Here is a 22324-nt window from a genome sequence, read left to right on the forward strand (position 1 = left end):
CTGGCTCCCACAGGGGCTGGTTTGTCAGCGCTCTTCCAGTCGCTCGCGCAAAAAGCGGTGGCTCACCGAAAACAACCGCCGATAGGTAAGCAACACCGCCCCTACCGTGCCCAACGCCGATGACGCGGCGATCAAGAACATGATCACGATTTGATACCGCACCGCGTCCACAGGGCTCTCTCCGGCCAGCACTTGGCCGGTCATCATGCCGGGCAGACTGACGATGCCGACCACGGTCATCTGGTTCAGCGTGGGGATCATCCCGGCGCGCACGGCTTGGCGAATGGCTTCCTGGGCGGCTTCCCAGCGTGAGCCGCCGAGGGCCAGGATCATTTCGATGGTGTTGCGGCCCGAGGTAAGTTCCTGGGTCATGCGCTCAATCCCTAAGGACACGCCGGTTAAGGTGTTGCCGAGGATCATGCCAAGGATCGGGATCGCGTATTGCGGCTCGTACCATGGGTGAATGCGGATCACCGCAAACAAGCCCACCGCCGTCACCAGCCACGAACTGCCCCACACCGACAGAATGCTGTCGACCCGCTGCCCCCGATACGTACGCCGCCCACGTCCCGCCGCCGAAAGCCCGGCGATCAGGGTCATGGCGCACATCAGCGGCAGCACCACGTACCAATAGGCGAATTCAAACACCCAGCCCAGCAGGTAACCGATGGCCAGCAGTTGCACCACGGTGCGCACCGCCGCCCATAACAACTGGCGTCCAAGGCCCAGGCGCAGCAGCAACGACAGCGCGCCGTTGACCAGGATCAGCGACGCGGCAATGCCCATGTCCAGGGCGGTGAGGTTTTGATAATTCATGGTTGGGTCGCTCCGCTGAGGACACCGGCACTCATGTGCAAGTGGATGTCACTCATGCGCTGTGCCTGATCCAGATCGTGGGATACCCAGATATAGGCGCGGGACTTGTTACCGGCGAACCAGGCGTCGATCAGCGCTTCCACGTCACGGGATGACGCGGGGTCGAGGGCGGCGGTGGGCTCGTCGAGCAACAGCACTTCGGGGTTCAGTTGCAGTGTGCGGATCAGCGAGACCACCTGGGACTCACCGCCCGACAGGTCCAACGCGTTCTTGGTCAAAAAATCCGCCGCCTTGCCGGCATGCCCCAACAAGGTCGTCACCACGTCCTGGTCAAAGCGGCGTTGGTGCAGCGTCTTGAGGCTGAACGGGAACCTGAGGTTGTCCTCCACCGTGCCTTCGAGCAACGCCGGGCGTTGAGACAGGTAGCTGATATGGCTGCGGTAATGGGGGATCTGCGCGTTGACGATCGGCTGGTTGTTCCACAGCACTTGCCCGGAACTCGGCGTATCGAGCAAAGCCAGCGCACGCAGGAAGACGCTTTTTCCAGAGCCCGATGAGCCGGTGATGGAGACGCGGTCGGCGCGCTTCAAGGTGAAATCCGTGGGTTGCAGCAAAGCCACCTGGCGACGCTCGTCGATACGCGTGAGGGCGCGGGTTTCTATCAGGGCGCTCATGGACGCGGTATTCCTCTTAAAACCTGTTGGGCGCAATGGTGAAGCAGGCGCAGGAAGTTTTCATGAAAAAATTCAAACTATCGCCACCCACGTTGTTCAGAAACTCAGGTTCAACGTTAAGTAGGAGACGACATGCAATACCGACAACTGGGCCATTCGGGCCTGCTGGTATCCGAAATCATCCTCGGCACCGTGCCCTTTGGCGGTCGCGCCGAGTTTGAAAAATGCGGATCGGTGGACGTGCCCCAGGCCAAGCGTATGTTCGATATCGCATTCGATGCTGGGGTCAATATGGTCGACACCGCCGACCTCTATTCCCACGGTCTGGCCGAAGAAGTGGTCGGCAAGGCCCTGGGTGACAAACGCAACGATATCCTGCTGGCCACCAAGGGCCGCAGCCCGGTAGACAGCAACCCGAACAACTCCGGCTCCTCGCGCTACCACCTGATTCGCGCCTGCGAAGCCAGCTTGAAGCGCCTCGGTACCGACCACATCGATCTCTACCAATTGCACAACTGGGACGGCATGACGCCCATCGAGGAAACCCTCGAAGCCCTGCGGCTGTTGGTGGGCTCGGGGAAAATCCGTTACTTCGGCACCAGCAACTTCACCGCCTGGCAGATGATGAAAACCCTGGGCAAGGCCGAACTGCACGGCATGCTCAAGCCGATCACCCAACAGATCTACTACACCCCGGAATCCCGCGAGGCCGAGTACGAGTTGCTGCCGTTGGCCCTGGATCAGAACGTCGGCACCCTGGTGTGGGGGCCAATGGGCGAAGGCCTGCTGACCGGCTCCACGCGCCGTGGGCAAAAACCGCCGGCCAATACCCGCCAGGGCAGCGACTGGCCGGAACCCTACGTGCATGACCAGGAGCGTGCGCTGGACATCATCGAAACCCTCGCCGCCGTGGGTGATGAACACGGCGTGTCGGTGGCGCGTACCTGCCTGGCGTGGCTCAAGGATCGTCCGGGGATTACCTCGCTGATCGTCGGCGCCCGCACTGAAGCGCATCTGCGCGACAACCTCGCGGCCACCGAACTGAAACTCACCGACGAACAGTCCTCGCGTATCGAAGCGGTGACACGGCGCCAACCGTTGTATCCGTACTGGCATCGTTTTACGGCCGGCATTGATCGCTTTGATCCGGCGGAGCAGCCGTTCCTGGCCGAGCATCAGAAAACCATGGATGCACGCAAAGACAAGTAACCCTGACCCCCTCAACGCCTGGGCGACAGCCCCACTGCGCACGCCACCAAGGCCGGGTCACCCTGGAAGCGCGCCGATGCTGGATTGGGGCTGTCAGCAACGCGCAAGGTCGGCCGCTTACCCACGCGTATGCGAGGGGCAGGATCGACGATCCCCATGCAATGCTGCAGCGCGATAAAGTCCGGCAAGTGCGGCACTGAGAGGTGCAAGGTCGGCTGATTGCCCGCTACCAGCACATGCGGTGTGCATTGCCCATCGTAAATCAGCGTGTGGCGAATCAACGGGTTGGCGTGGCAGTACTCCAGCAGGTTCTCCTGCGGCGAACTCACCAATGCACTGTTGATGATCAACAGGTCGAATGCCACGCCTCCCGAACGCGTCAGCACCCGCAACTCATCGAACGAGCTCAAGGGCGCGATGCGGTGATAGCCCATCAGATTGAGCATCTTCTCAATCCTGATCCGCTGCTGAAGGTCAGCATCGGCAATCAAGAGGCGGAGCGTTTTAGTGGACATAGGGTAAACCTGACAGTTGGGCAGCAACGTCGATCATTCAACGGTGCACACGGTAACCGTCAGCAGGAGCGCATGACTTTAAGACGATTCTTAAACCCTATCGGGGGCGCATACCTGATTTGCAATCGAGCGCCACACTGCCTATATTTCCCGCCTGGCGCTCTCTACGCCACCTTCCGCGGAAAGGGCTGCGCCCAAGACACTCAAGCTTCACCTCATTTCTACGACTCCCAACCTTAAAGCGGAAAAGGTCTGTGCAAGGAGATCGTATGTCGCAACGCCCCCTATCTTCCAACACCGATGGCCGTCTCAACCTTGAGCAGCAGCGCAAGCGCGCCAAGGAACTGTTGCGGCACCTGAAAAGCCAAGACCCGGCTGCCACACTGTCCCAGGCCCAATGGCAGGTGGCCAAACAACTGGGTTTCAGCAGTTGGCCCAAGCTCAAGGCCCATATCGACGCCATTGACTTCGCCGCCCGCCATCCCGACTTTGCAGCCAGCGATGAAGCGCGCACCACCCACTGGCGCTGCGGCAATGACATCGCCCATAGCCTGCAGGTGGCGGGGTTCAAGGGCCGGTTCCACATGCTCAGCGACCCGCTGTGCATGGGTCCGGTGCGTGATCTGCCCAGCCCGGCATTTCGTGCGATGCGCAGTGCCTTTATCAGCCAAGCCTTTGCCATCAATGAGACGGATGCAGCGCGCCGTGTCGACGATGAATACAACCACCTCGAAACCCTGGCCAGCGCCGAACACAGCGTGTTGTGGTGTGAGGCAGATGCCTATGACCAGTTGTTCCTGATCCGCGCCTTGGCCGGTCTTGAACAAGCACCGGGCAAACTGGAGCTGATCGAGGTGGACCGCATTCCCGGCGTCGAGCGCTTTATCGGCATCGGCCAACTGGCGCCGGACGTGCTCGCCTGGCTCTGGCCGCAACGCAGACTGATCGGGGACGAGGCCGTGCAACTGGCCAAACGGGCCTGGGCAGCCTATTGCGACAGTTCTCCCATGGCATGGGCAGCGTTGGCCCACGGCAAACACCCCGCCCTGCCCTTGCTTGCCCCGGCGCTGTTGCGCCAGGTGCAGGAATTGCCGGGAACACACGATGGTCTGTCGCTGACCGAGCGCCTGTCCCTCACCTACCTCGCCGAAGCTGGGCCGTTGCCGTTCGGTCGCGTGTTCGCCGAATTGATGGCCAAGCGCGACCCGCTGCCGTCCATGGGGGACATGATGTTTCAGGTGCTGTTGCGGCCATTGATCGATGGCGACAAGCCGTTGCTGACCGAGACAGACCCACAAAAACCATGGCCGCAACGCATGTTGGCGCTGACCCCCTTGGGACAGGACGTGCTCCATGGCCGAGCCCATTGGCCCGACCATGCAACGCATGAGCGCTGGGTCGGCGGCGTGCGTATCACACCTGGCCAGCCGCACTGGATGATTGATGAGGATCTGAACCCTGTCTGGAGCACCCAGTAAAAAAGCCCGCCGTGCATCACACACGGCGGGCTTTTTTGTGACCGATTACCCTTAAGGCAACGGCTCGAACTTCAACGCGCTCAAAGGCTGCACCTTGTCCTCGCGCACCATCTTGTACTCGGTGTTCGGGCCGATCCAGCGCTCCCAGATCGCGTCGATCTCCCCGGCCTTTTCCATCGCCATCAGCGACTCATTGACCTTGGCCAAAAACGCGGGCTCGTCGCGGCGCATACCGGCACCAATCGGCTCCAAGGCCATCGGTTCTTTGGCAATCGCCAGTTCCACACCACCGGCCTTGGCCTGATTGACCAGCTTGAGGGCGGTCATGGTGTTGGTCACCAGGCCCACAACCTTGTTCTGTTGCAGGGCCATGTAGGCCGAGCCGGTGTCCTGGAAGGTCACCGGGGTGGCGCCGGCAAGGCGGATCGACTGTTCGGAGGTCGAGCCTTTGGTGGAGCTGATGCGCTTGTCCTTGAAGAAGCTTTTCGGCTGGTCGGCATTCGCCGCGCGCACCACCAGGGTTTCCTTGGCGATGTAGTAAGGGTCGCTGAACTGGATCTGGTCGGCGCGGGTCTTGGTGTAGGCCAGGTTGGCGAAGATCACATCGACACGGCCCATTTTCACTTCAGGAATACGCGCTTCAACCGACAGTGGCTTGAGTTCCAGGGCTACGCCGAGTGTCTTGGCCAGGGCTTTGCAGAGGTCGACGTCCATGCCGACCAGCTCACGGGTTTTCGGGTCCGGTGCGGAAAATGGCGGGACGTCGGCGTACACCCCACAGCTCAAGGATTGCTTGGCCATGATGTCGCTCAGTTGGTCGGCCTGTGCGACCGCGATTGCCAGTGGCCCCAACGCCAGCGCAGTAAACAGATGCTTCATACCCATGGGAAATCTCCAGAAAGTTGGACCAGCAAAATGGCAGAGGGAGCAAAACCGCCGCAGCTCAATGGGCCCGCAGGTCGGCGATGAAACGTTGCGCTCGCGGGTGCGAGGGCTGGGTGAAGAAGGCCTCGGGGCTGCTCTTTTCCAGAATCTGCCCCGCATCCATAAACCAGATGGTGTCGGCCACTTCGCGGGCGAAATTCATCTCGTGGGTCACGCACATCATGGTCATGCCGTCCTTGGCCAAGCCCTTCATCACGCTCAGCACTTCGCCGACCATTTCCGGGTCGAGGGCACTGGTGGGCTCGTCGAATAGCATCACTGGCGGCTCCATCGCCAGTGCGCGGGCGATTGCCACGCGCTGCTGTTGCCCGCCGGACAACTGCGCCGGGTAAGCACCGGCCTTGTGGGCCAGGCCGACACGGTCGAGCAGCTCCATGGCTTTTTGCTTGGCCGCCGCGCCCTTGAGGTTGCGCAGTTTGTTGGGGGCCAGGGTGATGTTTTCCAGCACCGACAGATGCGGGAACAGGTTGAAGCTCTGGAACACAAACCCCACGCGGCTACGCAGGCGGTTGATCTGCGCGTCGGTGCCGTGAACGTCCTGGCCGTCGAACAGGATCTGGCCGGCCTGGATGTCTTCCAAGCGATTGACCGTGCGAATCAAGGTGGATTTGCCCGACCCCGAAGGGCCGCACAGCACCACCACTTCGCCGGGTTGCACTTCGGCCGTGATGTCAGTGAGCGCCTGGTACTCGCCGTACCATTTATTGATTTTCGAAAACATGATCATTGGATGCATGAGCGCAGCCCTCTTCAATTATCGGTGGCCAGCAACGGTTGGCCAGGCAGGGTTTGCCCTCCGTCGCCCAGGCGCTTGCGCGCAATGCGCTGTTCCACATAACCGGCCAGGCGGGTCAGGCCGAAACACAGCAGGTAGTAGATGATCGCCAGGATGAAAAACACCTGGAACGGCTTGGTCAGCAGTTGGTTGTTGACTTGGTTGGCGGCAAACGTCACCTCCTGCACGTTGATCACGTAGCCCAGTGAGGTCTCCTTGATGATCGAGATGAACTGGCTGATCAGGCTCGGCAACGCGTTGTACAGTGCCTGGGGCAGGATCACCCAGAGCGTGGTGCGCACGTAGCCCAGGCCAAGGGCGCGGGACGCTTCGTATTGCCCACTCGGCAAGGCCTGGATGCCGCCGCGAATGATTTCGCACAGGTAGGCGCTCTGGTAGATCACCAGGGTGCAGAGCATGGTCATGAAGCCGGTGATGTTATGGCCGATCAGCAACGGCACCAGGAAGTACGTCCAAAAGATCACCATCAGCAAGGGAATACCGCGCAGCACGTAGACCCACACCGTGGCGACCCAGTACAAACCTTTCCACGGCGACACCCGCGCCAGCGCCAGCAGCAAGCCGAACGGGAACGCCAACAGCAATGCCAGCGCGGCCAGGATCAGGGTGCTCGCCAGGCCACCCAATGGGCCGTGGGGGTATTGACCGATGAGGAACAACGTCCAGTTGTTCTGCAGGATTTCAACGATATCGAACATCGCCATCTACCTCGCGAGGGCTTTGCTGAAGTGCCGAGCGAGCAACGCCCCGGCGCCCATCAGCAGCAGTGAAAACACCAGGTAGAACACCGTGGCCACCAGGTACGACTCAAAGGTGCGGAACGTATAGTTCTCCACTTCGCGGCTGGCGTAGGTCAGCTCCATCACGCCAATTGCCATGGCCAGGCTGGTGTTCTTGAACAACAACACGGTGTGGTTGATCAAGGACGGAAGGCAGTTGCGCACCCCCTGAGGCAGGATCACGTAGCGCATTGAGCGCACGTAGCCCAGTCCCAGGGCTCTGGACGCTTCGGTCTGCCCGGCCGGAATGGCGCGCAGGCCGCTGCGCATGTCTTCACAGAAATACGCGGCCTGGCACAAGCCCAGGGCGATCACCGAAAACAGGTATTCGGTGTTGTGGTTGGCCAGCCACAGTTGCGCGGACTCGCTGAGCAACGTGGGCACGCCGAAGTACCACAGCATCAGTTGCACCAGGGTCGGCACGTTGCGGTGGTAGGACACGTACCCCGCCACCAGACGGTCGGCCAGCTTGTTGCCGGTCAGGCGCACCGTAACCAGCGTCAGCGCCAGCACCATCGCCAGCAGCCAGGCGAACAACGCCAGCTGCAAGGTCATTTCGATGCCCTTGACGATCAGCTCGGCATACTCGCCTTGCAGAATCGCGGCCAAATCGAAGTCTTGCTTCATGGTCAATCCCTATCGGCATTGGGCTAGGGCAGAAATCAAAGTCACCCGGCGTGGCCGTGGCGCGGTGCAGCAATGACGGATCGATCCGTTCTGTTTTAGAGGGCTGGTTTCAGCCCTGATAATCCTGAGGTCGCGCGGTAGAAAGCCCGCCCGGCACTTGCAGGGTGGGGGTGATTTCCATATGCCCGACGTTTACGGCAATCGGCGCGGCAATCGCGAAGGCAATGGCGTTGGCGATGTCTTCGGCCTGGGGCAATTCAAAACCTTCGACGAAGCGTTTGTAGGTCTCCTCGGAGTCGCCATGCACATGGGCAAAGATGTCCGTGGCCACTCGGCCTGGGCAGATCTCGGTAACCCGCACGCGCTTGCCGAAGGCATCAATGCGCAATTGACGCGAGAGCATGCTCACCGCGGCCTTGGTCGCGTGGTAGGTAGAGTTGCCGCCAAAGTTGTAGGCCGCTGCAATCGAGCTGATGTTGATGATGTGCCCGCAGTCGCGCTCGACCATCCCCGGCAACGCCAGGCGCGCCAGGTGCAACACCGCGCGAAGGTTGACGTCGATCAGCAGGTCGATACCGTCGGCATCGGCCTTGAGCAAGGAGCCGGGTTTATCGACACCGGCGTTGTTGACCAGGATGTCGAAGGTGTTTTCGGCGAACAACCGAGTCAGGCCGGCAATATCGGTCACGTCGATGGCGTGGGGAATGCAGCCGGTCTTTGCCGCCAGTGCCTGCAGCTTGTCGGCACTGCGGGCCAGGGCATGCACCTGCACGCCTTCCTGGCACAGACGCTCCACAACGGCGGCACCGATGCCCGATGAGGCGCCGGTGACCAGTGCGGTTTTGTAGTCGGAAAATGGCATGGGGTGATCCTTGTGTCGCGGGTTATGGTTCGACTCTATCCAGCCTTCAGGCGCTGGACCAAGACGCGATGATTGTGTGGCGATAAGGCCTGCTTATGACGCCGCCAGCAGCTGGGAAATCGGGGTAATCCGCCCGCCCAATTGCTCGATTTCCTGGCGAATGGTGCGCGCCAGGTCGACCGCACCGGGGGTATCGCCGTGCAGCAGGATCGAGTGGGCCGGCACCCGCAGCACCTTGCCGCTCAGGGCGGTCACGGTGCCCTCCTCCAGCAACTGCCGCACCCGTTGCAAGACTGCCGCAGGCTCCTTGATCACCGAGCCCTCGACCTTGCGTGGCACCAGCAGGCAGTCATCGTCATAGGCGCGGTCGGCGAGGAACGTCGTGGCAACGCGCAGACCACATTTTTCGGCCGCGCCTTCGATGGCGCGGCTGCTGGAAGAGCTGATGATCAGCGTGGGGTCGAACGCCGCCACCGCCCGCACCAACGGCTCGGCCAGCGCCACATCAGCGGCGGCCATATTGCCCAGGGCGCCGTGGAAGCTCATATGGGTCATGCGATGGCCATTCACAGCCGCCATCCCGGCCAGCGCACCGAGCTGGTAGATCACATAGGTGGCCAGTTCCTTGATCTCGATGTTCATTTGGCGACGACCGAAGCCCATCAAATCCGGGAAGCCCACATGCGCGCCCAGGTCGATGCCACCGGCTTTCGCCAGGCGTACGGTGGTGTCCATGATCAACGGGTCGCCGGCGTGATAACCGCAGGCGACGTTGGCCGAGGAAATCAGGCTCATCAGTGCTTCGTCCTCGCCCATGCGCCACGGGCCGAAGCCTTCGCCGAGGTCGGCATTCAAATCGATCTTCATACCGGATACTCCAGGCCCAGAAAGGCTTCGCCGTAGCCGACGGTGGTGCCGCACGGCACGCGTATATCCACGACCTTGGCGGCTTTCGGGCTGCGCTGAGGCAGCAACAGCTCACCCACTTGCAGCACGGCCACCAGTTGACCGGCGCTAAGCTGATCGCCCACAGCCACGAACGGCTGGTTTTGTTGCGGATGAGTCAGCAGCAGACGACCCAGGCCGGTGGTGCGCAGCACCTTGTCATCCACTGCCGCAGCCGCGACTGGCGTGACCACACTGACGGCAGGCGCACCGCGCTTGAGGGTCAGGTGCACGCCAGGCCTGCTCACCTCTGCGCCAACCAAGTGGTGTTCCTTGAGCCACAGCGCCAGTTGGCGAATTTCTTCAAGCGTCATGCTTTAACTCCTTGACGGTGCAGCTCCACCAGACGGCTGACTTCACGCAGGTAACGTCGATTGGTTTCCAAGGCGTCAACGGCCTCTTCATAACTGCACTCGATAAAGCGCACTTTGCTGCCGATCGGCGCCTGCCCCAAACGCCATAGGTCAGCCTCGATCACGCTGCCGAATTTGGGGTAGCCGCCGCTGGGCTGCGCGTCGCGCATCTGGATGATCGGCTGACCGCCATGGGGCACCTGGATTACGCCGGGCACGATGCCGTGGGAGCGAATTTCCATCGGTGCGATGGGCAGCAGCGGTTCACCTTCCATGCGGTAGCCATAGCGATTGCTCTGGGTGGTGATCTTCCACTCGCCGGCCCAGAACGCGGCGCGGGAGGTTTCCTGGAAGCGCTCGTATTCAGCGGCGGGCACCACGCGCATCGCGGGCACGCCGTCTACTTGTAACGGCAGCGAGAGGCTGGGCGCCAAAACGCCGAAGTCCAGCGCCAAGGTGCTGAGGCCTGGTCGCAAGGCAGCGAGTCGATCGCCCTGCTGCAACGCTCGGCCGTCCAAACCACCGAACTCGCCACGCAATTGCGTGCTGCGTGAACCCAGCACCGACGGCACGTCCACGCCCCCCGCCAAACACAGATAAGCGCGGCTGCCAGACGTCGGATACCCCAGGCTCAACACTTGACCTTCTCGCCCCTGGCAAACCCAGTTCGGCGGCAACGGCTGGCCGTCCAGCGTGGCGTCGCAGGCGGCGCCGGTCAGGGCAAAGGCGCAGTCCTGCAGCAGGCGAACTTCAAACGTAAACAGCGGGATTTCAATCGCAGCGGCGTCTTCGGGATTGCCCAGCAGCAAGTTGCCCAAGGCCAGGGCCAGATGGTCCATGGCGCCCGAGGTACCTACGCCGTAACCCAGGCTGCCGAAACGACCGAGGTCCTGCACGGTGGCCAGGGCGGTGGCCGATAGAATCTCGATCATCGAATGATCCTCTCGATGCGCAAGCGCAGGAAATCACCCGGCCGCAAGATGGCAGGCGGGGTTTGGGCGGGGTCGAAAAATGCCATCTCGGTGCGGCCGATGGTGTTCCAGCCGCTGGGGCCGGCCGAGGCGGAGACGCCCGTCTGCACGCCGCCGATGGACACAGAGCCCGCACCGATATTCAGCACCGGCACCTGGCGACGGGGCGTGGCCAGGCGTGGGTCCATGCCACCGAGGTAGCAGTAACCGGGGTGGCTGCCCAGGGCGTACACCGGGTACAGCGGCTCGCAATGCAGGTTGGCAATGGTCTCGATATCCAGCCCGGTGTGGGCGATCACGTCTGCCATGTGCGGGCCGAATTCGCCGCCGTACACCACCGGCAACTCGACAATTCGCCCTTCCAGGGGCAGCGGTTGGCTCTGTTCCCAGGCATCCAGCAGGCGCTGGCACACGCCGTTGAGTTCACGGGGCGGCGTGAGGAACGTCAGCATCAGGTTGTTCATGCCCGGCACGGCTTCGTGGATTTCCGGCCATTCGCCCGCTTGCAGGGCCAGGCGCCAGATACGCTGCTGCGGGCCCAGGTCGAGCTCGCCCGGCGCCTCGAACAGCAACGCGCTGGAGCCCAGCAGGCTGATGGAAGGTGCGGTGTTCATGTCGGGCTCCTTTGCTGCAACCAGCGCTCCAGGTGATGAATGTCGACACCGCCGGCGCAGAATGCCGGATCGTCGAGAATGTCTCGGTGCAACGGGATATTGGTGCTGATGCCGTCCACGATCATTTCGCTCAGGGCCAGGCGCATCCGCGCTAACGCCTCTTCCCGCGTGGCGCCGTGGGTGATTACCTTGGCCACCATCGAGTCGTAGTACGGCGGGACGCGGTAGCCGGTGGTGACATGGGAATCAACCCGCACGCCAAATCCGCCGGGCACTTCCCAACGCTGAATCAAGCCGGGTGTGGGCATAAAGGTGATCGGGTCTTCGGCGTTGATCCGGCACTCCAGGGAGTGGCCGTTCAACTGCACATCCTCCTGGCGCAAGCCCAACACTTCGCCGCGGGCCATGCGCAGTTGCTGCTGCACGATGTCGATGCCGGTGGTCATTTCAGTGACCGGGTGTTCGACTTGCAGACGCGTGTTCATCTCGATGAAAAAGAACTCGCCGTCTTCGTACAAGAACTCAAACGTGCCCACACCGCGATAGCCAATCTGGCGGCAGGCCTCAGCGCAGCGTTCGCCGACCTTGGCGATCAATGCCGGATCGATGCCCGGTGCCGGCGCTTCTTCCAACACTTTCTGGTGGCGGCGTTGCAGGGAACAGTCGCGGCAGCCGAGCCAGATCGCATGGCCGTGGGCATCACACAGCACCTGGATTTCCACATGCCGCGGGTGGCCGAGGAATTTCTCGATATACAGCTCCGGGTTGCCAAAGGCCAACCGCGCCTCTTCACGGGTGAGCGCGATGGCAGCGAGCAACTCGGCTTCGGCCTGCACCACACGCATGCCGCGACCACCGCCACCACCGGCGGCTTTGACGATCACTGGGTAACCGATCTCGGCAGCGATGGCGAGAATGCTGGCGTCGTCGGTAGGCATTGTCGAATCAGGCCCCGGCACGCACGGCACACCGGCTTCACGCATGGCACGCTTGGCGGCCACCTTGTCGCCCATGGTGCGGATGCAGGCTGCGCTCGGGCCGATAAAGGTCAGGCCGGCGGTTTCGATGCGCTCGGCAAACCCGGCGTTTTCCGAAAGGAACCCGTAGCCAGGGTGGATCGCCTGGGCGCCAGTGACCTTGGCGGCGAACAGCAACGCCGTCTGGTTGAGGTAGCTCATGCCCGGCGCGGCCGGACCGATGCACAGCGATTCGTCAGCGTTTTGCACGTAGTGGGCGTGACGGTCCGCTTCGGAAAACACCGCCACGGTCTTGATGCCCAGGCCATGGCAGGCACGCTGAATGCGCAGGGCGATTTCGCCACGGTTGGCGATCAGCACTTTGTCGAACATTGGATTCACCTGAATAACGAATACGCGTAAGGGTCAACCGAGCCGGAACAGCGACTGGCCGGCGTCGACTTCAACCCCGGCCTCGACCAGGATCTCAACCACCTGGCCCGCCACCTTGGCCTTTACCGGGTGGAACATTTTCATCGCCTCGATCACCGCCACGGTCTGGCCGGCCTCGATGCTTTGCCCCACGGTCACAAAAGGCGGCTCACCGACGGCGGGCGTCAGGTGCAGCACGCCATAAAGGCTGGCTTTGACTTCAACGGCGCTGGCAGCCGGTGCAGCTTTGGGGGCTGCGACCACGGTGGGTGCAACGCTGGTAGTCCCCTGCCCCGCCTGCTTGAACAGCCGCAGCGTGCTGTCGCCTTCGGTGAGGCTCAGTTCCAGCAGATCGGATTCGGCCAGCAAATCCATCAACCCCTTGATACGTGCTGAATCCATGTATGGCCCCTGCCTGTCGAGCGTGTCTTGAGTGGATGAGCCCAATCTACCGAGCCCCTCGAAACGCGGCCAAGACGCTTTGGCTTTGGGGTGATAAGCCGACCTTATGACGCCTCACACGGCGCTGCCACGCATCTGCGCCACCAGCTCCAGCAGAATCGCCTTGACCGCCTGGGCCGGCACGGACAACGGCAAATGCCCGGACAGGCACAACGCCAACGGCGCCTCCACCTCGGGCTCGACGATGCGGCACATATGCACCGAAGGGTCCGCAGCCATGACCCGCGCCGACGACTCAGGCAGGATGGTCGAACCGAAGTGGTCGGCCACGGCGGCGGTGAGCGTGGTGGACGATTCAATCTCGGCCACTACCCGCACACCCAGGCCGATACGCAGGAAGGCTTCGTCCACCATCCGACGCATGACGTTGTAGGGGCGCGGCAACAGCATGTCCATGTCGGCCAACTCGGCCAGCGGGATGTCTTCGCGACTGGCAATGGCCGGGTCGGCACTCACCAGGTACAGCGGCTCGCGCAGCAGCGAGACAAAACTCAAACCATGCACCTCCCGCCCGCCGTAAAGCACGGCCATGTCCATGCGGCCGTTCATGATCAGTTCGCTCAACGTGGTGCCGAAGTTTTCATTGAGGTACAGCAGAATGCCGGGGTGACGTTCGCGCACGGTGCGCAGCAACGGCAGCGACAACGTCGACGCCGCCGTCCCCGGCGCCAGCCCCACCGACACCTGCCCGGACAAGGCATGGCCGGTGGCATTGATATCGCTCTGAGCCTGTTCGCACTGGCGCAGGATAATTTGCGCATGGCCATACAACACCTTGCCCGCCTCAGTCGGCGTCACGCCGCGCTTGGTGCGGATCAGCAATTGTTGTTGCAACTCGGCTTCCAGGGTTGCCAGTTGCTGACTCAACGCCGGTTGCGCCACATGCAACACATCAGCGGCCTGGGTCATGCTGCCGATGTCGACCAGTTTTACGAAATACTTCAATCGACGCAGGTTCAAAATGGCGGTGCTCATGTAAGGGACAAGTGATGCCTTAAATGTGGGAGGGGGCTTGCTCCCGATAGCAGTGTCAGTGGATGCATCTGTGGCTGACACACTGCTTTCGGGAGCAAGCCCCCTCCCACATTTGGATTTGTGAACACCTGGCAGGTTTGCAAAAGACAGGCCACCCGCATAACCAGCCATAAGGCTTTGCTATGGTTGCTCCTGATCCCCCACCCAAAGCACCCGCTCGGAGCAGCCAGGCCTGGACGCACCTGCTTGGTGCAAGCCCAGCCATAAGCACTGCCTATCAACCCAGAACAAACTCGTCTTATGGCCCCCTCGCCCGGCCCTCGTACTGTGACGCCATCAACGCCATCATCGAGGAACGCCCGTGACCGCCTCCCGCATCGCCGCCCGTGTGCAACGCATCAAACCATCGCCCAGCAGCGCCGCGTCCGACCGCGCCAACGAGCTGCGTCGCCAAGGCCAGTCCATCATCAACCTGGTAGTGGGCGAGCCGGATTTCGATACCCCCCCCCACATCCGCCAAGCCGCCAGCGCGGCCATCGAGCGCGGTGAAACCCGCTACACCCAAAACGCCGGCACCCCGGAACTGCGCCAGGCCATCGTCGATAAACTGGCCCGCGAGAACGGCCTGAGCTACACCGCCGCTCATGTACTGGTGACCAGCGGCGCCAAGAGCGCGATCTTCAACGCCTTCGCCGCCACCCTAGGCGCCGGTGATGAAGTGCTGATCCCTGCGCCCTACTGGGTGTCGTACCCGGACATGGTCCTGGCCTGCGAAGGCGAGCCGGTGACCCTGGCCTGCCCGGAACACAACGGGTTCAAGCTGACCCCAGCACAGTTGCGCGAAGCGATCACCGAGCGCACCCGCTGGCTGCTGCTCAACTCACCGAGCAACCCCACCGGCGCCAGCTACAGCCACGCCGAACTGCGCGCCCTGGCCGACGTGCTGCTGGACTATCCGCAGGTGCTGCTGATGACCGATGACATCTACGAGCACATCCGCTTCGACGGTCTGGACAACCCACACATCCTGGCCATTGAACCGGCCTTGAAGGACCGCACCCTGGTGGTCAACGGCGTGTCCAAGACTTACGCCATGACCGGCTGGCGCATCGGTTATGCCGCCGGCCCCGCCGACCTGATCGGCGCCATGGCGACCCTGCAATCCCAGTCCACCAGTAACGCCTGCTCAGTCAGTCAGGCGGCGGCATTGGAAGCGCTCAACGGCGACCAACACTTCGTCAAACACAGCGTCGAGGTGTACCAGCAACGACGCGACCGTTGCCTTGAACTGCTCAATGCAATCCCCGGCCTGAGCTGCCGCAAGCCGGACGGCGCGTTCTATCTGTATGTGAACTGCGGCGGTCTGCTAGGTAAAAAAACCGCCGAGGGTAAAACCCTCAACAGCGACAGCGAAGTGGTGATGTACCTGCTCGAAAGCCAGGGCGTGGCGGTAGTGGCGGGCACGGCCTATGGCCTGGCACCGTTCTTTCGCATGTCGATTGCTACCGACATCAGCACCCTCGACCAAGGCTGCGCGCGCATTGCCGCTGCCGTTGCCGCGTTGCGCTGAGGATCGACGATGACCGCGGCGGCCCACCCTCCCCTGAGTTTCAAGCAAGCCTTGCTGGCGATGATTGGCATCTCGTTGGTGCTGATGCTCTCGGCGCTCGACCAGACCGTGATCGGCAACGCGTTGCCGAGCATCGTGGCCGAGCTCAACGGCTTTGAACTCTATGCATGGGTCGCCACTGGTTATCTGTTGGCGTCCATCGTCACCATCCCGATTTTCGGGCGGCTGGGGGATTACTACGGGCGTAAGCCGTTCGTACTGGCCGCCACGTTGATCTTCACTCTGGCGTCCCTGGCCTGCGCCCTGGCCAACGACATGCTGGTGCTGGTGATCGGCCGTGCGTTGCAGGGCATCGGCGGCGGCATGTTGATCGGCACCGCGTTCGCCTGTATCCCCGAACTGTTTCCCGACACCCGCCAGCGCCTGCGCTGGCAGATGCTGTTGAGTGCGCTGTTCAGCGTGGTCAATGCCATCGGCCCGGGGCTGGGGGGCTATCTCACCGGCGCCTTCGGCTGGCGCTCGGTGTTCTATATCAACCTACCGTTGGGCTGCCTGGCGCTGTTGATTGCCTGGCGTTTCCTGCCGTGGTATCGCCCGCAACAACACAGCAGCATTCGTCTGGATTGGCCCGGCGCACTGTTGATCGCGCTGGCGTTGGGCAGTCTGCAATTGTTTGTGGAATGGCTGGGGCATTCGAGCCTCGCACTCAGCGCGGCGTTAGGTCTGGGGTGCATCGCGGCGATCATTGCGTTGTGGCACTGGGAGCGGCGTTGCCCGCATGCGTTGTTGCCGGCCGCGCTGTTCACCCTGCCGAGCCTGCAACTGCTGTTCACGCTGTCGGTGGCCGCCGGGGCGATCATGTTTTCGCTGCTGTTTTACCTGCCGCTCTTACTGCAAGGCGCCTACGGGTATTCGCCTCAGGACGCCGGTGTGTTGATCACACCGCTGGCGTTGAGCATCACCCTCGGCGCCATCGTCAACAGCCGCATCGTGACCCGTTTGCGCAACCCAAACTGGTTGCCGCTGGCCGGTTTTGTCGCGTTGCTGCTGGCGTGCCTGGGGTTGGCAGTGGTCGGACGAAGCGCGTCGTTCAATGAGTTGCTTGGCTTGATTCTACTGGCCGGGTTGGGCCTGGGATTCATCCTGCTCAACCTCACGGTATTCACCCAGACCCTGGCCGAACGGCAGTTCCTCGGCATCGCCACCGCGCTCACTCAATCCCTGCGTCTGGTGGGCGGTTTGCTCGGCACTGCCGGCATGGGCGTGCTGGTCAACCTGCTCTACAGCACCCATCTGCAACGGGTGTTTCTTGCGGCGGGCCACGCCGAGGGCATTGCCCTGTATGCCGACCCACAAGTGCTGTTGCACGCCAATCTCGACGCCACGCCATGGCTGGAGCTGGCCCGCGATGCGCTGGCCCAGTCGGTGGGCGTGGGCCTGCTGCTGTGCGCGGGGATTGGCGTGCTCGCCCTGTTCATCCTGTACCGCTTACCGCCGGTGCGACTGCACGTCGTGCCGGCCACCGTTGCTCCCGCTCCTGAAAAAAAATAGAAAACTTTCACTGCCGCTTTTGACTGCCCTCAAAAAACCAATCACACATGGGGATGACACCAATGGAGCTTTTCAATCGCGCACCAACCGTACTCGCCGGCCTCTGTGGCCTGATCATCGCCCAGCAGGGCTACGCCGCAGGCCTGGTGGAAGACAGCAAGCTAAATGTGCTGGCCCGCAACTTCTTCAGCAACGCCGACAACCGCAGCGGCGCCGCCGACCCCAACTACACCCAGGAATGGGGCCAGGGTTTTATCGCCAACTTCGAGTCCGGTTACACCCAAGGCACCGTGGGCTTCGGCATGGACGCCATCGGCATGTTCGGTGTGCGTCTGGACTCCGGCAAGGGGCGCCACTACAACCCGCAAAGCACCGCGTTCAACGGCAACGTGTTCCCCACCGACAGCGATGGCCGCGCAGTGGATGAGTTCGGCAGCCTGGGGCTGACGGCCAAGGCGCGCTTTGCCAAGACCGAGCTGAAATACGGCACTCTGGTGCCGATGCTGCCGGTGGTGATGTCCACCGACCGCATGTTGCAACAGACCTTCAATGGCGGGCAGGTGCAGTCCAAGGACCTGGACCATTTCACCTTCACCCTCGGCCAGTTGGAACACGTGAAGGGCCGTGGTTCAAGCGACCAGATGGGCATGTCGATTCCCGGCGCCAACAACGCGCGTACCGGTGAGTTCGTCAACAAGTTCTACTACGGCGGCGTCGACTACAAACCGACCAAAGACCTGACCTTGCAGTACTACTACGGCAACCTGCAGGACTTCTACAAACAGAACTTCCTGGGCCTCAAGTACGACTGGCAGATCGGCCCGGGCACCCTGCGCACCGACCTGCGCCACTTCGACAACCGCTCCGACGGCGCCAACGGCAACGACCCAGCGTTCTACACCTTCGGCTACTACGGCAACGGCGTGACCAAGGGCAAGGTCGACAGCCGCCTGAGCAGCGCCCAATTCACCTACCTGGTCAACGGCCACACGATTGCCGCTGGCCTGCAACAGGTCAGCGGCGACAGCGATGCGGTGTGGTTGAACCAGGGTGACGGTTCCACGGCCTACTTCATGACCGAGTCGATGATCGGCAAATTCCAGCGCGCCGGGGAAACCACCTGGCAGGTGCGTTACGGCTATGACTTCGCCTCGGTCGGCGTGCCAGGCCTGAGCTTTATGGGCATGTACGAAAGCGGCTCGAACATCCGCACGCCCACAGGGGATAAAAGCGAGTGGGAGCGCAACCTGACGGTGAGCTACGTGATCCAGCAGGGGCCGCTGAAGAACCTGAGCATTGCCCTGCGCCATGCGTCGTTGCGCACTGAAGTGACGACCCAACGGGACAGTGATGAGCATCGGGTGATTGTCAGCTACCCGTTGAACATCCTCTAAGCACAGGCGGCGCCGCTGGGCACGTGGTCAGCGGGTCATGCTGGGCGCCCTCGCCCACCTGCGGCATGCAGTCGAAGGTGGGCACATTGTGTTCGATGCGCAGCAGCATGGGGCTGAGGAACAGGCGGTTGAGCAGTTTGGTGCCCAACGCTGCCATCGTCGCATTGCCGTCGAGCGGGTAGACAACCGGGTTGGCGGCAAGGGATCAGACTTTGACGTTCTGCCGAATATTCCAGCCAAACTTCACCGGCCCACCGTCCTTGGCGCCATCCGCCTTCTGCGGCTGGTAGCTGACGTCGACGGTGGCGAAGTTCAAGGCGATGCTGTCGTACAAAACATCATCGGCCGTGTCAGCGCGGGTGCTGTACGACACCACCATGACTTCCTTCAAGGTAATCACCAGATACTCCACCGGGCTGGTTCCGCCGGCCTTGCGTACCACCAATTTGGCTTCGGGGTAATGCTTGCCGGTGGCGCACGCCATCATCAGGTTGGGGCTGGATTTATCCAGGGGTTTGGTCAGGTTCAGGTTGGTGAAGTCGGCCTTGCCCGAACCGCCTCCCGTGCCGGAATGCATCGAGCCCGTTTGCGATAATCCCCACCCCCAGTTGGTGATATCGATCTCGTCACGATGGGCCAAGTCTTGCGATTCACCCTTGATGTCGCCCAGTCTCAAAAACATGTCGACTGCCATGTTGGCTCCTTGTCCTGTGGTCCGCCGGAAGTGACGTGGCGCGCACTTTTCCTCAATCAGGAGCGGGCATACAAGACGTCAACATCGCTTCAGGACGTACCCGACTGTAAATGGCGAAGCTTCCGACATTCATCCCAGTTGCGGCGTATTTACTCTCTCAGCTCCCAAAAAAAGGAGTTAAGGAATGACGGCCGCTCTGTTCAAGGATGGATTCCCCTCAGCCCACCGCACCACACGCCAACGCATTGAAAGCAGCCTCGACCTGCGGCGGTTGTTCTTCGCCATAGACGCCGACCCGGCGTTGATTGGTGCGGGGGTGGTGTATATCGATGGGGAGTTCAACGTGGTGGTACTGCGGGAGTTCCAGGCGATTTGCAGCGTGCGGCCGATCAAAGTGGTGCTGCGGGAAGCGCCGAGGTATGTGGGGCCGGTGGAGTTCAAGCGGATGTTGGAGCATGAGCCTCGAGAGTCGGAATGGATGAGCGAGGCACTCATTACGGCCGTGACGTGTACAGGGGCGCTGCTGAGCTGGGTGGTGATCTGGAGTGGGTTTATGTTTATGCCATTCACTGCGGGAGCCAGTGCGGTGATCTCCTTTGTCGCCACAGGAGCTGCGGCTGCGAGTACTGCGCAATGTCTTATCGGATTAGGCAGAACCGGTGTTGAAGCATTTAGCCCGCAAACGATAGATCGTCTCGACGGCGAGGATTGGTATCAAGCGACAGTCGCTGTACTGGACGGCATTGCACTACTAGGGGTGACTACATCCGCCCTAACGGCGATAAAAACTATCAGCTTAAGTACGAAAGTCACGGGAAAACCCATTCAACAAGTGTTAAGAGGGCTTACCCGACAAGAACGAGTAAAACTCAACAACGAGCTGCTCAGAATCCAAGACCCGCGCTTGACCACAAAACTGCTCAAGCTGAAACAAGCCGCTGGAACCGCCACCAAACGCATCAGTGCGACAAACATGCAACAGGCCACCTCCAACCATATAAGAGATGTATTGGCTGCAACGCTTGGATTTTCAAGCAGTATGGCCTCGGGGAACGTTAAGACGCTCGCTATCGGCCTCTATGAGGAGTTCAAACAATGAAAAAACGGAGAGCGTTGAAAACCCTCGAGAAGTTAGGGCACGACAGTAGTAGCAGTAATTTTCCTGACTGGAAAACGATGACTGGAAAAGATCTCTATTACTCTATTTTTTATATAGAAGATCCACGACCACTGCTCAAACGCTATATGCCAGTCATCGGCGGCTGGATGCTTGCCGGGTGTTTTTCAATTGCCATGACCGGGGTGCTGATATTGGGCACTTATCTATCCGGAGCGCCTAAGGGTACGATGTTACGAAATTGGTTCTTTATCGGCTTAGCAATAAGCGCGGTGTTTTCTATTTCCCAGTTACAGGTGCTATACGGCCGCCCCCGCTGGGTCTGGATAAACGTCGCGATCTACCTCACCTGCCTGCTGGCATCCCTTCCCACCATCGCCTACAGCCCCAACACCTATCTCTACTCTATGACCCTCGTCGCCCCCCTGGTCGGTCTGCTGATCCTCAACAGCAACCGCTGCCGCGAACTGCGGCAAAAGTCGGTAGAGCTACGCCACAAACGTGAAGCCATCATCGCGACCCTGAAACAACAGGGCCGCTGGAAATGGTGGTAACCCTCAGGCCGCCTCGCTCCGTGCAGCCGTGTGCCGATTCACCGGCACCGGCAGCCCAAGATGCCCGCGCAAGGTGCTGTGGCTGAATGCATGGTATGACGCTGCAATGACTGTCCTGGATGGTGTGGCGTTGCTCGGCGTCACAAGCTCGGCGCTTGTAACGGTTAAAGCGGCTAACACTGCTACGCGCGTGACAGGAAAAAACCTGCGACAAGTCCTTAGCGGTCTATCCCGACAAGAGCGGGCAAAACTGAACAACGAGTTGCTCAGAATCCGCGACCCACGCCTCACCACTCAGCTACTCAAGTTGGAACAGGCAGCGGGTCGGGCGTCCAAACGCATTAGCGCAACCGAAATGAAACAAGCCACCGCCAACCATATAAGAGATGCCTTGGCAGCAACATTGGGGTTTACCAGCAGTGCAATGAACGGAAACGTCAAGACACTCGCAATCGGTCTATACGAAGAGGTGACCGAGTGAATAAGCGAAGAAAAACCAACAGTCTGAACAACCTTAAAAGCATAAACGACGGGAAAGGGATGACAGGAGAAGATGCCTATCACTCAGAGCTCTTTATCGAAGATCCGCGCAAACTCCTAAGACGCTTCATGCCAATAATAGGCGCCGACCTTATTGCAGGATGCTTTTCAATAGGGTTGGTAACGCTGCTGGTCGCAATGACCTATTTTTCTGCACTTCCTATTCATACATCCACTAACGCATCCTTTATTGGCGGCATGGTAGTCGCCGCAGTTTTCGCCCTGGCCAAATACGAAGTGCTCTACGGCCGAATCCATTGGGTATGGATAAACGTCGCGATCTACCTCCTCTGCCTGCTGATATCCCTACCCGCCATCCTGTGGCGCCCCAACACCTATCTCTACGCACTGGCCCTACTCGGCCCACTTGTCGGCCTGCTGATCCTCAACAGCAACCGCTGCCGCGAACTGCGGCAAAAGTCGGTAGAGCTACGCCACAAACGCGAAGCCATCATCGCGACCCTGAAACAACAGGGCCGCTGGAAATGGTGGTAA

At 61.1% G+C, this 22324-nt stretch carries 26 protein-coding genes; 9 read left to right on the forward strand and 17 right to left on the reverse strand.

The features are described from left to right. Positions 1 to 24: 24 nt before the first annotated feature. Both LRO94_RS18470 and LRO94_RS18475 read right to left on the reverse strand, forming a co-directional pair. Positions 25 to 816: an ABC transporter permease gene (locus LRO94_RS18470; RefSeq protein ID WP_099600917.1), complete on the reverse strand. Its 792-nt coding sequence runs from the start codon at positions 814 to 816 to the stop codon at positions 25 to 27. Continuing rightward, complete coding sequence (locus LRO94_RS18475; protein ID WP_122765556.1) at positions 813 to 1490, reverse strand: ABC transporter ATP-binding protein; 678 nt, start codon at positions 1488 to 1490, stop codon at positions 813 to 815. Before LRO94_RS18475 ends, LRO94_RS18470 begins: the two co-directional genes overlap by 4 nt. Before the next feature lie 132 nt (positions 1491 to 1622). On the opposite strand from LRO94_RS18475, the gene LRO94_RS18480 reads away from it, so the two are divergent. Continuing rightward, the gene (locus LRO94_RS18480) at positions 1623 to 2699 is read left to right on the forward strand and encodes an aldo/keto reductase (RefSeq protein WP_032887275.1); all 1077 of its coding nucleotides are present in this window, start codon (positions 1623 to 1625) and stop codon (positions 2697 to 2699) included. A gap of 11 nt (positions 2700 to 2710) precedes the next feature. Here LRO94_RS18480 and LRO94_RS18485 read toward each other — a convergent pair whose 3' ends face one another. Then, positions 2711 to 3145: a chemotaxis protein CheY gene (locus tag LRO94_RS18485; protein ID WP_233896855.1), complete on the reverse strand. Its 435-nt coding sequence runs from the start codon at positions 3143 to 3145 to the stop codon at positions 2711 to 2713. A gap of 338 nt (positions 3146 to 3483) precedes the next feature. Between LRO94_RS18485 and LRO94_RS18490 the strand changes: the two genes are divergently transcribed. Further along, positions 3484 to 4692 (forward strand): DUF1835 domain-containing protein, encoded by a 1209-nt coding sequence (locus tag LRO94_RS18490; RefSeq protein WP_179178727.1) that lies wholly within the window; start codon positions 3484 to 3486, stop codon positions 4690 to 4692. 51 nt (positions 4693 to 4743) lie between these two features. On the opposite strand, the gene LRO94_RS18495 is transcribed toward LRO94_RS18490, so the two are convergent. From LRO94_RS18495 to nac, 12 genes are all read right to left on the reverse strand, one after another. Continuing rightward, complete coding sequence (locus LRO94_RS18495) at positions 4744 to 5577, reverse strand: ABC transporter substrate-binding protein (protein WP_032887272.1); 834 nt, start codon at positions 5575 to 5577, stop codon at positions 4744 to 4746. A gap of 58 nt (positions 5578 to 5635) precedes the next feature. Next, positions 5636 to 6364, reverse strand: coding sequence for an amino acid ABC transporter ATP-binding protein (locus LRO94_RS18500; RefSeq protein ID WP_177434288.1), 729 nt, complete (start codon positions 6362 to 6364; stop codon positions 5636 to 5638). 23 nt (positions 6365 to 6387) lie between these two features. Further along, on the reverse strand, positions 6388 to 7131 hold the full coding sequence (locus tag LRO94_RS18505) for an amino acid ABC transporter permease (RefSeq protein ID WP_032887299.1): 744 nt from the start codon (positions 7129 to 7131) through the stop codon (positions 6388 to 6390). 6 nt (positions 7132 to 7137) lie between these two features. After that, on the reverse strand, positions 7138 to 7839 hold the full coding sequence (locus tag LRO94_RS18510; RefSeq protein ID WP_095185631.1) for an amino acid ABC transporter permease: 702 nt from the start codon (positions 7837 to 7839) through the stop codon (positions 7138 to 7140). 109 nt (positions 7840 to 7948) lie between these two features. Beyond that, entirely contained in the window at positions 7949 to 8701 is a 753-nt protein-coding gene (locus LRO94_RS18515) for an SDR family oxidoreductase (protein ID WP_032887269.1), read from the reverse strand. A gap of 93 nt (positions 8702 to 8794) precedes the next feature. Beyond that, the gene (locus LRO94_RS18520; RefSeq protein WP_099600913.1) at positions 8795 to 9568 is read right to left on the reverse strand and encodes a LamB/YcsF family protein; all 774 of its coding nucleotides are present in this window, start codon (positions 9566 to 9568) and stop codon (positions 8795 to 8797) included. Then, entirely contained in the window at positions 9565 to 9960 is a 396-nt protein-coding gene (locus LRO94_RS18525) for a biotin/lipoyl-containing protein (RefSeq protein ID WP_122765559.1), read from the reverse strand. The genes LRO94_RS18520 and LRO94_RS18525 overlap by 4 nt, the downstream gene beginning before the upstream one ends. Further along, positions 9957 to 10931 carry a 5-oxoprolinase subunit C family protein gene (locus LRO94_RS18530; protein WP_179178726.1) on the reverse strand — a complete coding sequence of 325 codons (975 nt, stop codon included), beginning with the start codon at positions 10929 to 10931 and terminating at the stop codon, positions 9957 to 9959. The genes LRO94_RS18525 and LRO94_RS18530 overlap by 4 nt, the downstream gene beginning before the upstream one ends. Next, on the reverse strand, positions 10928 to 11584 hold the full coding sequence (gene pxpB, locus LRO94_RS18535; RefSeq protein WP_179178725.1) for a 5-oxoprolinase subunit PxpB: 657 nt from the start codon (positions 11582 to 11584) through the stop codon (positions 10928 to 10930). The genes LRO94_RS18530 and pxpB overlap by 4 nt, the downstream gene beginning before the upstream one ends. After that, complete coding sequence (accC, locus tag LRO94_RS18540; protein ID WP_095185626.1) at positions 11581 to 12933, reverse strand: acetyl-CoA carboxylase biotin carboxylase subunit; 1353 nt, start codon at positions 12931 to 12933, stop codon at positions 11581 to 11583. Before accC ends, pxpB begins: the two co-directional genes overlap by 4 nt. Positions 12934 to 12966: 33 nt before the next feature. Beyond that, positions 12967 to 13374 carry an acetyl-CoA carboxylase biotin carboxyl carrier protein gene (locus tag LRO94_RS18545; protein WP_032887263.1) on the reverse strand — a complete coding sequence of 136 codons (408 nt, stop codon included), beginning with the start codon at positions 13372 to 13374 and terminating at the stop codon, positions 12967 to 12969. A gap of 114 nt (positions 13375 to 13488) precedes the next feature. Continuing rightward, the gene (gene nac, locus LRO94_RS18550; protein WP_032887298.1) at positions 13489 to 14394 is read right to left on the reverse strand and encodes a nitrogen assimilation transcriptional regulator NAC; all 906 of its coding nucleotides are present in this window, start codon (positions 14392 to 14394) and stop codon (positions 13489 to 13491) included. 376 nt (positions 14395 to 14770) lie between these two features. Between nac and LRO94_RS18555 the strand changes: the two genes are divergently transcribed. The 3 genes from LRO94_RS18555 to LRO94_RS18565 all read left to right on the forward strand — a co-directional run bounded on the left by LRO94_RS18555 (position 14771) and on the right by LRO94_RS18565 (position 18924). Next, on the forward strand, positions 14771 to 15979 hold the full coding sequence (locus LRO94_RS18555) for an aspartate transaminase (RefSeq protein WP_099600910.1): 1209 nt from the start codon (positions 14771 to 14773) through the stop codon (positions 15977 to 15979). Positions 15980 to 15988: 9 nt separating this feature from the next. Continuing rightward, entirely contained in the window at positions 15989 to 17530 is a 1542-nt protein-coding gene (locus tag LRO94_RS18560; protein ID WP_099600909.1) for an MFS transporter, read from the forward strand. 62 nt (positions 17531 to 17592) lie between these two features. After that, positions 17593 to 18924 (forward strand): OprD family porin, encoded by a 1332-nt coding sequence (locus LRO94_RS18565; RefSeq protein ID WP_179178724.1) that lies wholly within the window; start codon positions 17593 to 17595, stop codon positions 18922 to 18924. Here LRO94_RS18565 and LRO94_RS18570 read toward each other — a convergent pair. Beyond that, positions 18899 to 19081 (reverse strand): hypothetical protein, encoded by a 183-nt coding sequence (locus LRO94_RS18570; RefSeq protein WP_179178723.1) that lies wholly within the window; start codon positions 19079 to 19081, stop codon positions 18899 to 18901. The genes LRO94_RS18565 and LRO94_RS18570 overlap by 26 nt on opposite strands. 48 nt (positions 19082 to 19129) lie before the next feature. Beyond that, positions 19130 to 19618: an Hcp family type VI secretion system effector gene (locus LRO94_RS18575; protein ID WP_122765563.1), complete on the reverse strand. Its 489-nt coding sequence runs from the start codon at positions 19616 to 19618 to the stop codon at positions 19130 to 19132. A gap of 184 nt (positions 19619 to 19802) precedes the next feature. Here LRO94_RS18575 and LRO94_RS18580 point away from each other — a divergent pair, with 184 nt between their 5' ends. From LRO94_RS18580 to LRO94_RS18595, 4 genes are all read left to right on the forward strand, one after another. Next, on the forward strand, positions 19803 to 20717 hold the full coding sequence (locus LRO94_RS18580) for an NAD synthetase (RefSeq protein ID WP_179178722.1): 915 nt from the start codon (positions 19803 to 19805) through the stop codon (positions 20715 to 20717). Beyond that, positions 20714 to 21289 (forward strand): hypothetical protein, encoded by a 576-nt coding sequence (locus LRO94_RS18585; protein WP_233896858.1) that lies wholly within the window; start codon positions 20714 to 20716, stop codon positions 21287 to 21289. Before LRO94_RS18580 ends, LRO94_RS18585 begins: the two co-directional genes overlap by 4 nt. Positions 21290 to 21395: 106 nt before the next feature. Continuing rightward, positions 21396 to 21770: a hypothetical protein gene (locus tag LRO94_RS18590; RefSeq protein ID WP_179178721.1), complete on the forward strand. Its 375-nt coding sequence runs from the start codon at positions 21396 to 21398 to the stop codon at positions 21768 to 21770. Beyond that, positions 21767 to 22324 carry a hypothetical protein gene (locus tag LRO94_RS18595; protein ID WP_233896859.1) on the forward strand — a complete coding sequence of 186 codons (558 nt, stop codon included), beginning with the start codon at positions 21767 to 21769 and terminating at the stop codon, positions 22322 to 22324. The genes LRO94_RS18590 and LRO94_RS18595 overlap by 4 nt, the downstream gene beginning before the upstream one ends.

It is taken from the genome of Pseudomonas sivasensis, from assembly GCF_021391435.1.
Classification (GTDB): Bacteria; Pseudomonadota; Gammaproteobacteria; order Pseudomonadales; family Pseudomonadaceae; genus Aquipseudomonas; species Aquipseudomonas sivasensis.